Consider the following 13917-nt stretch of genomic DNA (forward strand, 5'->3'; position numbering starts at 1 on the left):
TTCATAAAAAAATTTAAATGCTAATTCTTTTAGATCAAAGATAAAAGAAGAGGAATTGTGATGAAAGATAATGCTACTTGTGTTGTAACAATGCTCGTCATTAACTGAGCATCTCCTCCATATTGTTTTGCTAGAGCATGAGATGAAGCTGCAGTTGGAACAGAAGCAAATATAACTGCAACAATAATTTCTATCTGACTTAAACCCATACCTTTTGAAATGAAATAAGCAATTACTGGAAAAGCAATTAATTTAAGAAAATTTGAAATAAAAATTGGTGTAATTGATAGTGAAAGCTCCCTTACTTTTATCTTAGCACCTATTGTTAAAAGCATAATTGGTAATGCTGCAGCACCAAGAAGGCTAGAAGTCTCATCAATAATAATTAAGTTTTCTGAATCAATTGTTGAAAAAATTAAACCCGCGATCATTGCCAATATAAAGGGGTTTTTTGTCAATTCAACAAATATATTGATAATACTTTTTTGAGAGCTATTTTTTCCAGGTTGATTTAAACTTGCAACCATAATTGATATTACTACTATATTTATGCTTGGAACATACAAAAGCATAAATACAGCACCAATTGCTAAACCTTCATTACCAAAAAGACTGCCCGCAATTGCAAGAGCAATGAATGCATTATGTCTTGCAGCACCCTGAAGCATAGAGGTCCATATTTCTGGAGAATATCCAAGAAACTTACCAAAAAAAATTGATACTATTGTTACTACTGCTAAACCACCCAATATTACAGCACCATATGCATAAAGCATAGATATGGTTAGATTAATTTGAGCTATTTCATGAAATAATAAAGCAGGTATTAAAACCCAATAAACAAGCTTATCATTAACATCCCAGAAAGATACATCTGGAACACCGACCCTTCGCAGAATATTACCAAGAATTATTAAAATAAAAACTGGTGATATAAGTAAGAAAATTTCAAAAAAGTTTGAAAACACATTTATTTTAATTAGTTAAAAAAAATTCTTAAGAATTATTATTAATCCAGACAATTGCCATTTTTAATCTTGCTAAAGTTCTTTCTTTTCCAATCAATTGAGCAGTCATATCTATGCTTCCAGATTTACCGTCTCCACTTAAAGCTAAACGAAATGGTTGACCAACTTTACCAAAGCCAATACCTCTAGTGTCAGTGATATTTTTTATGATTAAATGAATATTCTCAGCAGTCCAGTTATCCAGTTTAGTTAGGATGCTTAATAAATCATCAAGAATAATCTTTGAATCAGCATTAAAAAATTTGCTAGCTTGATTTTGGTCAAAACTATTAAAGTCAGTATAAAAAATTGTGCAATTTTGTGCCATATCTACCATAGATTTTGAGCGCTCTCTCAAAGCATCTGCCACATCATTTATATTAGGCCCATTAGTTATATCAATTGAAAGTTCATCTAAATACCAATTAAGATGAGAAACAAGCTCATTAATTTCAGTTGTTTTTATGTATGACTGATTAATCCACTCTAACTTCTCTTGATTAAAACTTGCTGGTGAGTTATTGATATCATTTAAATCAAAAAGTTTAATCATTTCATCTATTGAAAAAATCTCCTGATCTCCATAAGACCAACCTAACCTTACAATGTAATTAAGAAGCGCTTTAGGAAGGAAGCCTTGGTCTCGATATGATAACAAATTAAGAGCTCCATGTCTTTTTGATAAGCGTGAGCCATCTGCCCCCAATATCATTGGAACATGAGCAAATTTAGGAGGAAGCCAACCCATGGACTCATAAAGATTTATCTGCTTAGGAGTATTATTAATATGATCATCGCCCCTTATTACACAATCAATGCCCATATCATGATCATCAACAACAACACAAAAATTATATGTTGGAGATCCATCAGACCTTAAAATTATTAAATCATCAAGCTCAGAGTTTAAAATTTTAATTTCACCTTTAACATAGTCATTAAAAGTTACACTTCCTAAATCTGGATTCAAAAATCTAACAACTCCTTTTTTTAAGTTCTTATTTCTGCAACATCCGTCGTATTTTGGTTTCTCACCTCTTTCCATTAAATCATCACGCATCCCATCTAGGCGCTCAACTGAACAATCGCAGTAATATGCATTTCCATTTGAGAGAAGGTCTGAAATTACTTCTTTGTAACGACCTATTCTATTGCTTTGATATATCGGGCCTTCGTCATAATCTAAATCGAGCCACCTCATACCCTCTAGAATTGCATCAGTTGAAGCCTTAGTTGAACGGTCTTTATCTGTATCCTCAATCCTAAGAACAAATTTACTATTATTTTTCTTTGCCCATAACCATGCAAAAAGAGCTGTTCTAGCTCCTCCAATATGTAAATAGCCTGTTGGAGAAGGGGCAAATCGTGATTTCATTTACTATGATTTTTGATTGAAAAATAAATATCTTATTATTAAATGATTTTTGAAATAATTTGATTAATTTTGAAGTAGCATTTTTCTTATCAAATAAATCAAAACCTTAGTTAATTTTACACTGATATAATAATATTCTTATGCTCAAATAAGTAAGTTAATTCATGGAATTTACTCAACAAAGTGCTAATCAAAATACAATTATCTCATTAGATAATGTTTCAGTTTCACTAGCCTCCTCAAAATTAAAGACTCCCTGTTTTATTTCTTCAAATCAAACTGAAGAACTTTCAATCACTAAAATTGAAGATATTAATAAAGAGTTTTTATTTCCTCTTTTAGCTAAAGAGTCATTAGATATATTGATAATTGGAACTGGAGAGAGTACAGTTTTCCTTTTGCCAAAACAACAAGTTGAGTTATCTGAGTTAGGACTTGGTATTGAATGTATGAATAATACTTCAGCAAGTTCAAGTTTCAATTTACTTCTTGCGGATTTAAGAAAAGTTGGTTTATTAATAATATGATTCTTTATCTTTTTAAAAGAGTTATTTCCTTCTATAAGTTTTTCAAAATTGATACCCCCCTATTTATTTTTATTATTTTACTTTCCTCTTTAGGTCTTCTCATTTTATATAGTAGCTCTGGTGGCTCAATGAACCTTGTTTATAAACAGCTTATTCATCTTGGCTTAGCAACATCAGTTATGTTGATAATTGCACAAATACCCCCAATCTTATTTCTTAGATCAGCACCAATATTAATAATTTTAGGGATCATTTTATTAATATTAGTACTATTTTTTGGAAGCTCTGGGGGGGGTGCACAAAGGTGGCTTGATATAGGAATAATTAGGTTTCAACCTTCAGAAATAATGAAAATTATTGTACCAATAACCATTGCTGCTATCTTAAGTGAAAAGACTTTACCACCTAGAGCCTTTCCTGTAATAATTTCTTTAGTAGTAATATCAACTGTTGTTTTACTTATTGCAAGACAGCCAGACTTAGGTACAGCTCTTCTGATTGGTGCATCTGGCGTTTATGTTTTATTTTTCTCTGGATTTAGAATAAAAGTAGTTAAAAATATTTGGTTAAATCTTACAATTCTTTTAAGTTTTTTTATTAGTAGTCTCTACTTTGCTTGGAATTATTTATTGATAGCCTATCAAAAAAAACGAATATTAACTTTATTTAACCCTGAGTCTGATCCATTGGGCTCAGGCTATCATATCATTCAATCAAAAATTGCAATTGGGTCTGGAGGTTTGACTGGCAAGGGTCTTACTCAAGGCTCACAATCTCAATTGGACTTTGTGCCTGAACAATCTACTGACTTTATTTTTTCAGTATTAGCTGAAGAACTTGGCTTTCTTGGCTTTATGCTATTGATAATAATATACTCATTTATTATTTACAGATGTTTTAGTCTATCACTTCGATGTGAAGATAATTTTTCAAGATTATTAGGATCAAGCCTTACATTTGTATTCTTTACTTATATTTTTGTAAATATAGGAATGGTCTCTGGACTTGTTCCAGTTGTTGGGGTTCCATTGCCATTAATAAGCTATGGTGGTTCATCACTGATGACACTAATGGCAAGTTTTGGAATAATTATGTCGATTCATAAACATAAAAGTCCGCGTTATTTACAGTAACTCGTTATAATCGACTTACGAAAAAATGGTAGTATTTTTTTTAAAATTAATTAATAAAAAAATTATTTAACTCATAACTATTATTCTATGAAATCAAACGCCTTGCTTAAATCTTTACAATTAATATTTTTATTCTTATTTGCATTTAATGTTCATGCAGATGAGCCACGTTTTTATATACCTGATGCACCTCCAATTGATGCAAGCTCGTATGCTCTTATGGATCATAATTCTAAATCCATGCTAGCTGCCAATAATGAAAACCAAAGAAGGTCGCCTGCCAGCTTAACAAAAATTATGACCTCTTATGTCATCTTTAAAAGGCTTAAAGAGGAATTCATAACTCTCGATGATGAAGTTAAAATTAGCGAAAAAGCATGGAGAACTGGGGGCTCTAGAAGTTTTATTGAGGTTGGAAAAATAATAAGACTTGAAGATTTACTTAAAGGGATGATTATTCAATCAGGTAATGATGCTTCGGTTGCTCTTGCAGAACATGTTGCGGGTTCTGAAGGTACTTTTGTTCTCTTTATGAATGATTATGCCCAGCAACTTGGCATGACAAATTCTCGTTTTGAAAACTCTTCAGGCCTTCCGCATGAAGAACAATACACAACTGCAAAAGATATGGCGATTCTATCAAGCGCTATGATTGAAGAATTTCCAGAATTTTATAAATGGTATAGTGAAAAAGAATTTACTTATAACAATATTACGCAGACTAATCGAAATAAACTCCTTTTTACTGATAGTACTGTTGATGGACTTAAAACTGGCTGGACTCAAATGGCAGGATATTGCCTAGTAACTAGTGCTAATAGAGTTGGTATGAGGCTTATAACTGTAGTAATGGGCTCTGCAAGCCCTGCAGCAAGGACTATTGAAACTGAAAAACTTCTGGACTATGGATTTCGTTTTTTTGAAACACAATCAGTTAATGATATATCTCATCAAGTTCCAGTTTATAAATCTAAAAAAGCAAATATTAAGGTTGGGGTTGCAGAATCAAGTTACTTGACTCTTCCTCGTAATCAATTCAAATACACTACTCAAACCATAAATCTTTCGGGTGACTTGATTGCTCCAATTACTAAGGGTGATGAAGTTGGCACTCTTGCGATTAGTTTTAATAATAAAAATATAGCAACTCTTCCTCTTGTAGCACTTGATAATGCTATTGAAGGTGGTTTTTTAACAAAAATGGTTGATACTGTAAAACTTCTTTTTAGATAATCTTGGTTTATCTAAACGGAAATTTCGTTGAAAAAAATAAAGCTTACATTTCTGTAATGGATAGAGGCTTTCTATTTGGGGATGGGGTCTATGAAGTATTTCCAACTTACAACAATAACATATTTGGATTAGATGCTCATCTTAATCGTCTTCAAGAAGGTCTTGATGCAATCAAAATTAAAAATCCTCATAGTAAAAATGAATGGATAAATCTTATTGAGAAAATTCTCTCTTTTAATAGTGTAAGTGCTGATCAAGCGATCTATTTGCAGGTATCTAGAGGTTGTGATCAGAATAGAAAACATACTCATGGAGACCTAAAACCAACTGTTTATATTCAAGCAAGTACAATGCCACTTCGAATCAAAGAAGAGCTACTTAAAGGAAAAACAGCTATATCAAGAGATGATATTAGATGGTCTCAGTGTAATACAAAGGCAACCTCACTTCTAGCAAATACGATGTATGCGCAAGAGGCAAAAATTGAAAATGCAGAAGAGGCAATTCTTTGTAAAGATGGTATTGTTACTGAAGGTGCTAGTTCAAATGTTTTTATCGTTAAAAATAACCTTATATCTACTCATCCAAAGGGGCCAAAGATTTTACCTGGCATCACTAGAGATGCAGTTATATCATGTGCAAAGAGACTTAACCTCGAAGTCCAAGAAATTACTTTTGATAAAGACGCGTTAATGAATGCAGATGAAGTTTGGATTACCAGCTCTACTCGCGAAATCCTTCCAATTACATTAATTGATAACAAAAAAATTGGTACTGGAAATGCTGGCCCTTTGTGGTCATTAATCTACGATAGCTTTCAAGACTCAAAAAATGCTAAGCGCTCAGTCTCTGGAAGACGATTGAAAAAGATTGAAAGTATTATTCAAAATTAAATATATATTTAATTAGATTTTCAAAACAAGTAAAATCAAATTGTAGTGTCGAGGGTACACCGACAATGAATAGTTATGAACCCCGCCAGGCCCGGAAGGGAGCAACGGTAATAATTTTTTTATGTGTTGAATCCTATTCTTGGCACTACCTTTCTTATTTTAATCTAATCAGTAATGAGTGAACACTACGAAGTTTTAGCAAGAAAATATAGACCACACAACTTTAATGAGTTAGTTGGTCAAAGTCATACCATTAGAACCCTTGTTAATGCCCTTGACAATAATCATCTCCACCATGGTTTTTTATTCACTGGAACACGTGGTGTTGGTAAAACAACTATTGCTAGAATCTTTGCCAAATCTGTAAATTGTGAAACTGGAGTTAGCTCTAATCCATGCGGTAAATGTGAAACATGCCTAGAAATAGATCTTGGACAATCTGTTGACCTTATTGAACTTGATGCCGCCTCTCATACTGGAGTAGATAATATGAGAGAGATTCTTGAAAATGCTCAGTATACGCCCACTAAAAATCTTTATAAGATTTATCTTATTGATGAAGTCCATATGCTCTCTAAAAGTAGCTTCAATGCTCTATTAAAGACTCTTGAAGAGCCACCAAAACATATTAAGTTTTTACTAGCAACTACTGATCCAAAAAAACTTCCAATCACTATTCTTTCCCGTTGTCTTCAATTTAATTTAAATAAACTCACCCATAATGAAATTTTAGAGCATCTTAAGTTTATTATGAATTCTGAGAAACTAGAATTTGAAGACAAAGCATTATCAAAAATAGCTGATTTTGGTAATGGATCAATGAGAGACGCTCTTAGTCTTCTTGATCAATCAATTTCTTATGGAAATGGAAGTGTAAAAGATAAAGACATAACTGAAATGCTTGGCTTAGTTAATCATAGTGACATTGCAAAACTTGCTTTGCTAGTTATTGAAAAAAAGGCGAAGGAAGCTTTATTATTAATTAGAGATTTAGCTCATAGAGGGGAAAACCTTTCAACAACACTAAAAGACTTAACTTCCCTTTTTCATAAAATATCTACTGCTCAAATGATTGTTGACGAGAAACAAATATCTCCAGAAATTATAGATCTTGCCAACAAAATTTCAGCTCAAGACTTACAACTTTTTTATCAAATTGCAATCAATGGTCAAAAAGACATGCAACATTCTCCAAGCGAACAAACAGGCCTTGAAATGACGATTCTTAGAATGATAGCTTTTCATCCAGATCAAGAGAATACAGAAAAAAAAAATCTAAAACCAAGTCATAGCGACAAAACTGCTTTAAAGAAAAATAAAGACAACTCGATTAATTCAGACTATTTAGATAAAACAAATAATAAAGATGTCGAATTAGACGTAATAAAAGCTCCTGATATTAAATCCCAAGATGATTGGGAGAAAGTTATTGTTGAGCTTGGCTTTGAAGGTGCTGCAAAGATGCTTGTAAAAAATACTCTTTTTAATTCATTAGTTGATTCAACACTAAAACTTACTCTTAATAATGAATTTATGAATTTACTCACAAAGAATACTAAAAACTCTATTGAAAAAACACTAAGAAGTTTTTATAGTGATTTAACTCTATTTATTGAATCAGGTGAAACTAATGGAAGCACTTTGTCTCAAAAAGAATCTACTAAGCTTGAGACAGAACGAAAGATAACAGAAGAGCAATTTCTGGGTGATGATGGACTTAAGGAACTAGAAGAAACTTTCAATACAAAGGTTGATACTAAATCAATTAAATCATTAAAGGAGACTAAAAATGTTTAAAGGTGGTATGGTTGAAATGATGAAAAAAGCAAAGCAAATGCAAGAAGATATGGAGTCTGCTAAACAAGAAATTAAATTAATTTCATGTAGAGGGGAGTCAGCCTCTGGGGCTATTAAAGTTGATTTAAATGGGGATTATAAAGTTACAAATATAAGCATTGATAATTCCCTAATGGATGATAAGGAGATGCTAGAAGATTTATTAATATTAGCAATCAATAATGCCTCTAACGAAGTAAGTTTAATTTCAAAAGAAAAGCTTAAAAGTGTTACTGGTGGGATAAACTTACCTTTTTAATAGCTTTAAAAATACATAAGATGATTGAAAAACTAAATAAAGCCTTCAGTAAATTACCTGGTGTTGGTGCTAAAACTGCCCAAAGGTTTATTTACCACCTCTTGGAAAGAGATAGGCCAGGTGGTTTAGATCTTGCCAAGGCTTTAAATGAAGCGATGGAAAATGTGAAAAATTGTGAGAGATGCAGGACTCTTACTGAAAAAACTGTATGTGAGATATGCTCAAGCACCTCTCGTGACGAGTCACAATTATGTATTGTTGAAACTCCTTCAGATATTCATGTAATTGAACAGAGTGGGGTCTATTCTGGGAAATACTTTGTCCTTAGTGGCTACCTTTCACCAATTGATGGTATTGGAGCTGCAGAGCTTGGTTTAGATGAACTTGAAGGCTTATTAACGAAAGAAAAGGTTAATGAAATAATTCTAGCAACTAATGCAACTATTGAAGGTGAGGTTACTGCTCACTATATTCATAATTTAGCTAAAAAATATCAAATAAAAACCACTAGGATAGCTCATGGAATTCCTTTAGGTGGTGAACTTGAATACACAGATATTAATACTATAGCGCATGCACTTTCTGGACGAAAGGATTACAATTAGACTATCGTTAAAGGTGTAGTTCTTCTTACCGTAGTTATTGTATAATATTTCAGTTTTATCCGCCATCATAACTTCATGGAAAAAACATACAATCCTGAACATATCGAAGCAAAGTATCGCGATGTATGGGAGAAAGATGGTCTCTTCTCTTCAAATTTAAACTCAAAGAGTAAAAATACTTTTAGTATTGTTCTTCCTCCACCTAATGTGACAGGAAGCTTACATATGGGTCATGCTTTTCAGCATACTATTATGGATGTATATACTCGATATAACAGAAGCAAAGGTAGTCAAACTTTGTGGCAACCAGGAACTGATCATGCTGGAATAGCAACCCAAATGGTTGTTGAAAGGCAGCTAGGACAAGAAAATATCTCTCGTCATGACCTTGGTCGTGATAAATTTACCGAAAAAGTCTGGGATTGGAAGTCTAAGTCAGGAGGAACTATTACCTCTCAAATGAGACGCCTGGGAGCTTCTGTTGATTGGGAAAGAGAGCGTTTCACCATGGATAAAGAGCTTTCAGAAGCAGTAAAAAAAGTTTTTATTGATTTATATAACGAAGATTTAATTTATCGTGGCAAAAGACTTGTTAATTGGGACCCTGTTCTATTAACTGCAGTTTCTGATCTTGAAGTCATAAGTACTGAAGAAACTGGCTTTTTATGGCATATCAAATACCCAGTTATTGGTTCAGATGAAATTCTAGTTGTGGCTACAACCCGTCCTGAAACAATGCTTGGAGACTCAGCTGTTGCAGTTCATCCAGAGGATTCACGCTATCAACATTTAATTGGGAAAATGATAGCTCTTCCTCTATCAGATAGAAAAATTCCAATCATTGCAGATGACTACGTTGATATGGAGTTTGGTACAGGTTGTGTAAAGATAACACCAGCACATGATTTCAATGACTATGAAATTGGTCAAAGACATAATCTTGAAACTATAAATATCTTAACTGATGATGCTAGAATTAATCTTAATGCTCCAGAAGCCTATCAAGGATTGGATCGTTTTGATGCTCGAAAAGCTATAGTTCAAGACTTAGAAAAACAAAGTTCAATTGCAAAAATTGATGGCCATACCCTCATGGTTCCAAGAGGAGACAGGACGCATAGTATTATTGAACCTTATATGACTGACCAGTGGTTTGTTAAGGTAAAGCCATTAGCAGAACCCGCTATAGAAGCAGTAAAAAAAGGCGATATTCGCTTCGTACCTGAAAACTGGAACAAAACCTACTTTAATTGGATGGAAAATATTGAAGATTGGTGTATTTCTCGTCAAATATGGTGGGGACATCGTATTCCAGCATGGTATGACAAGTCTGGAAAAATCTATGTTGCAAATAATCTAGAAGAAGCTCAGGCTCAAGCTGGTATTGATAATGATCTTGTTCAAGATGAAGATGTTCTTGATACTTGGTTCTCTTCTGCTTTGTGGCCATTTTCAACCCTAGGATGGCCAGAAAATACGCCTGAACTCGCACGCTTCTATCCTACAAGTGTTCTTGTTACAGGTTTTGATATTATCTTTTTCTGGGTTGCAAGAATGATTATGTTTGGCCTGAAGTTTACTGGAGACGTGCCATTTAAAGATATTTATATTACAGGTCTTATAAAAGATGGCAATGGTCAAAAAATGAGCAAATCCAAAGGTAACGTGCTAGATCCAATCGATCTTATTGATGGCATAAGCCTAGAAGACCTTCTTGTCAAAAGAACACAAGGCATGATGCAGCCAAAACTCACTGAAAAGATTAAAAAACAAACCAAAAAAGAATTTCCTGATGGAATACCTGCTTTTGGAACTGATGCAATAAGATTTACCTTTGCTGCTCTGGCTTCTTTTGGTAGGGATATTAAATTTGATCTTAAAAGAGTAGAAGGTTATAGAAACTTTTGTAATAAGCTTTGGAATGCATCTCGTTTTGTCTTAATGAATCTAGAATCGCAATCAATTGATTTTAATTCAAAACTATCTTCCCCAGATAAATGGATCCTCTCTAGACTTCAGCATACAAAAATTGAGGTAGAAAAACATTTATCTGAATACCGCCTAGACTTAATGAGCCAGTCCTTATATGATTTTGTTTGGCATGATTATTGTGACTGGTATTTAGAGTTATCAAAACCATTATTGGAAAATAATTTAACAAAAAAAGGTACCCAAGCCACACTGCTTAAAGTACTTACTGAAATTTTAATCTTACTTCATCCAATTATTCCATTTATCACGGAAGAGATTTTTGAGCAGTCCCAAAAACTTATTGATAGTTCTACAGAGAAGCTAATTTCTAAAAAATTTCCTGAACCTGATAAAGCTCTCTTTAACAAGGATGCAGAGTTAGAAATAGATTGGTTAAAACAATTTATTTTGGGAATTAGGCAAATAAGAGGCGAAATGAATATTACCCCAGGAAAACCTCTTCCATGCTTTGTCCAAAATCTAAATTCTTTGGACAAAACTTTTATTAAAAATAACGAGTCAATTATATTTGCCTTAGCAAAACTTAAAAATGTTGAAATTCTTTTAGATAATGATAATGAGCCTGAGTCTGCAATTGCTCTAGTTGGTGAAATGAAAATACTTATCCCATTAGCAGGCTTAATTGATAAAGACCAAGAGATAGCTCGATTAAATAAAGAAATAGATAAATTGAATAAATTACAACTTCAATTCTCAGGAAAATTGAATAATAATCAATTTATATCTTCAGCTCCAGAGGCAGTTGTTGAAAAGGAAAAATTAAAACTTGCTTCAGTAGAGCAATCTCTTGACGAGCTTGAGATCCAACTTAAAAAAATTAGCCAATTATGAAAAAATATTATGGTTCATTAAAAGCACACATAAAACACATTTATTTTATTTTGTGCGATATACAATAGTAATTATTAAAATATGAAAAATTATAAAACCTTATTCTTACTTCTATTATTAGTAACCTTTAGAGCTGGTGCTGAATCACTTGTCTATATAACTGATCAAATGGAATTGCCTTTTCGATCTGAAAAGTCCTTTGATAATGAAAATATTATTCGATTTCTTTCTTCAGGCACAGAAGCTTCTATATTGCAAAGTACTGAAGATGGGTGGGCTCAGATTCAAGTTGATGATACTATTGGATGGATTTCATCACGCTATATTTCTTCAGAACCCTCTGCGAGAGAAAAATTAAAAAAATTAACTAGAACTTTCAATGAAAATAAGCTTCTAATTTCTAAGTTGAGTACTGAAAAAGAAGCTCTTGAAAATGAACTTATTACTATTAAACAAGATAATACAGATCTTGCTATTCAAAGTTCAAAATCTAAAGCTGAAAAGGCTCATATTGAACAAGTCTATCAAGATGCTCTTAAGCTTGAACATGAGAATGAAAAATTAATTCAAGAATCGCTTCAGCTCAAAGCAGAACTCCAGTTGGCGGAAAACAATACTCAAATACAAAAAGATACTAGCTCAAGAAACTGGTTTATTGTTGGTGCAATAGTGTTATTCTTTGGAATGATTATTGGTTTTATATTACCTGGACTTCTGAATAGAAGGCGTTATTAAAGAATTAGGAGAATTTATATGAAAGTATTAAAAAAAGCACTGACTTTTGATGATGTATTATTAGTCCCTTCTCACTCCTCTATTCTTCCCAAGGAAGTTGATTTAACATCAAAACTTACAAATAAAATTACTCTTAACACTCCAATTATGTCCGCAGCAATGGATACTGTTACTGAAGGAAAACTTGCAATTGCTATTGCTCAAGAAGGTGGAATGGGAGTTATTCATAAAAACATGTCAGTTATCTCTCAGGCCAAAGAAGTCAGAAAGGTAAAGAGATTTGAATCTGGAATAATCAGAGACCCAATTAGTATTGAACCAAATGCAACTATAAAGGATGTATTTGACCTCCAATCCCAGCATGGAATATCTGCTCTTCCTGTTGTTTCAAAAAATATTTTAGTTGGTCTTATAACGAGTAGAGACGTTTTATTTGAAACTCGTCTTGATGAGCTTGTTGAAAATGTTATGACTCCACAAAAGAACCTAATAACGGTTAGTGAAGGCGTCTCCATGAATACTGTTCGAAATCTCCTTCAAAAGCATCGTATTGAAAGAGTCTTGATGACAGATAAAAATTTTAAGCTTGGAGGTATGATTACTGTAAGTGACATCAAGAAAACTAGTGACTTTCCAAAAGCTGCTAAAGATGATCAAGAGAGGTTAATTGTGGGTGCTGCTGTAGGCGTTGGAAAAGGTACTTCTAATAGAATTAGTGCACTAGTTAAAGCTGGTGTAGATATGATTGTTATTGATACCGCTCATGGTCATTCACAAGGCGTCTTAGATCGAGTTAAAAAGACAAAAAAAGATTTCCCTGATCTTGAAATTATTGCAGGAAATATTGCTACTGCTAAGGCCGCTCTAGATTTAGCTAAAGCTGGTGCTGATTGTGTCAAAGTTGGAATTGGACCTGGAAGTATTTGCACTACTCGAATTGTAGCTGGTGTTGGTGTGCCTCAATTTAGTGCTATATCAGATGTTGCAGAAGCACTAAAAGACACTAATGTAACTGTTATTGCTGATGGTGGCATAAGGTTTTCAGGTGATGCTTCAAAAGCATTTGCTGCTGGTGCACACAGCGTTATGATTGGCTCAATGCTTGCCGGCACAGAGGAGTCACCAGGTGAAGTGGAGCTCTTTCAAGGAAGATCATATAAAGCTTATAGAGGTATGGGCTCTCTTGGCGCAATGGGTCAAGCTCATGGCTCATCAGACCGTTATTTTCAAGCTGAACTTGCTGCAGAAAAACTTGTCCCCGAAGGTATCGAGGGAAGAGTCCCATTTAAAGGCTCTATAAGACCAATCATTCATCAAATTGTTGGTGGAATTAGATCGTCAATGGGCTATACAGGATGCAAAGATCTAGTTACTATGAGAACTAAAGCGGAATTTGTGCAAGTTACCGCTGCAGGAATGACTGAGTCTCACGTTCACGACGTTGCAATTACTAAAGAGGCACCAAACTATCACCAATAAATCAACACTTAT

General features: G+C 33.4%; 12 protein-coding genes and 1 other RNA gene. 11 read left to right on the top strand and 2 right to left on the bottom strand.

What is annotated here, in order from left to right:
• Positions 1–29: 29 nt before the first annotated feature.
• Together CRN91_RS06465 and gltX are read right to left on the bottom strand one after the other, a co-directional pair.
• A complete protein-coding gene (locus CRN91_RS06465; RefSeq protein ID WP_114115618.1) occupies positions 30–968 on the bottom strand; it encodes an AEC family transporter in 939 nt (312 codons plus the stop codon).
• A gap of 28 nt (positions 969–996) precedes the next feature.
• Positions 997–2382, bottom strand: a complete 1386-nt coding sequence (gene gltX, locus CRN91_RS06470) for a glutamate--tRNA ligase (RefSeq protein WP_114115619.1) — start codon at positions 2380–2382, stop codon at positions 997–999.
• A 164-nt stretch (positions 2383–2546) separates the two neighbouring features.
• Here gltX and CRN91_RS06475 point away from each other — a divergent pair, with 164 nt between their 5' ends.
• From CRN91_RS06475 to guaB, 11 genes are all read left to right on the top strand, one after another.
• Positions 2547–2909 carry an Mth938-like domain-containing protein gene (locus tag CRN91_RS06475; protein ID WP_114115620.1) on the top strand — a complete coding sequence of 121 codons (363 nt, stop codon included), beginning with the start codon at positions 2547–2549 and terminating at the stop codon, positions 2907–2909.
• Positions 2906–4042: a rod shape-determining protein RodA gene (gene rodA / locus CRN91_RS06480; protein WP_114115621.1), complete on the top strand. Its 1137-nt coding sequence runs from the start codon at positions 2906–2908 to the stop codon at positions 4040–4042. The genes CRN91_RS06475 and rodA overlap by 4 nt, the downstream gene beginning before the upstream one ends.
• A gap of 87 nt (positions 4043–4129) precedes the next feature.
• The gene (locus CRN91_RS06485) at positions 4130–5275 is read left to right on the top strand and encodes a D-alanyl-D-alanine carboxypeptidase family protein (protein WP_114115622.1); all 1146 of its coding nucleotides are present in this window, start codon (positions 4130–4132) and stop codon (positions 5273–5275) included.
• Between the two features lie 56 nt (positions 5276–5331).
• Positions 5332–6168 (top strand): aminotransferase class IV, encoded by an 837-nt coding sequence (locus CRN91_RS06490; RefSeq protein ID WP_114115623.1) that lies wholly within the window; start codon positions 5332–5334, stop codon positions 6166–6168.
• A gap of 49 nt (positions 6169–6217) precedes the next feature.
• An RNA gene (gene ffs, locus CRN91_RS06495) (signal recognition particle sRNA small type) lies at positions 6218–6313 on the top strand.
• Between the two features lie 29 nt (positions 6314–6342).
• Positions 6343–7965: a DNA polymerase III subunit gamma/tau gene (dnaX, locus tag CRN91_RS06500; RefSeq protein WP_114115624.1), complete on the top strand. Its 1623-nt coding sequence runs from the start codon at positions 6343–6345 to the stop codon at positions 7963–7965.
• A complete protein-coding gene (locus CRN91_RS06505) occupies positions 7958–8263 on the top strand; it encodes a YbaB/EbfC family nucleoid-associated protein (protein WP_114115625.1) in 306 nt (101 codons plus the stop codon). The genes dnaX and CRN91_RS06505 overlap by 8 nt, the downstream gene beginning before the upstream one ends.
• A 20-nt stretch (positions 8264–8283) precedes the next feature.
• Positions 8284–8868, top strand: a complete 585-nt coding sequence (gene recR / locus CRN91_RS06510) for a recombination mediator RecR (protein ID WP_114115626.1) — start codon at positions 8284–8286, stop codon at positions 8866–8868.
• A 75-nt stretch (positions 8869–8943) separates the two neighbouring features.
• Positions 8944–11691, top strand: a complete 2748-nt coding sequence (locus CRN91_RS06515; RefSeq protein ID WP_114115627.1) for a valine--tRNA ligase — start codon at positions 8944–8946, stop codon at positions 11689–11691.
• Between the two features lie 81 nt (positions 11692–11772).
• The gene (locus tag CRN91_RS06520; RefSeq protein WP_114115628.1) at positions 11773–12426 is read left to right on the top strand and encodes a TIGR04211 family SH3 domain-containing protein; all 654 of its coding nucleotides are present in this window, start codon (positions 11773–11775) and stop codon (positions 12424–12426) included.
• 18 nt (positions 12427–12444) lie between these two features.
• Positions 12445–13905 (top strand): IMP dehydrogenase, encoded by a 1461-nt coding sequence (guaB, locus tag CRN91_RS06525; protein ID WP_114115629.1) that lies wholly within the window; start codon positions 12445–12447, stop codon positions 13903–13905.
• Positions 13906–13917: the final 12 nt, after the last annotated feature.

It is taken from the genome of Candidatus Thioglobus sp. NP1 (genome assembly GCF_003326015.1).
Lineage (GTDB): Bacteria > Pseudomonadota > Gammaproteobacteria > PS1 > Pseudothioglobaceae > Pseudothioglobus > Pseudothioglobus singularis_A.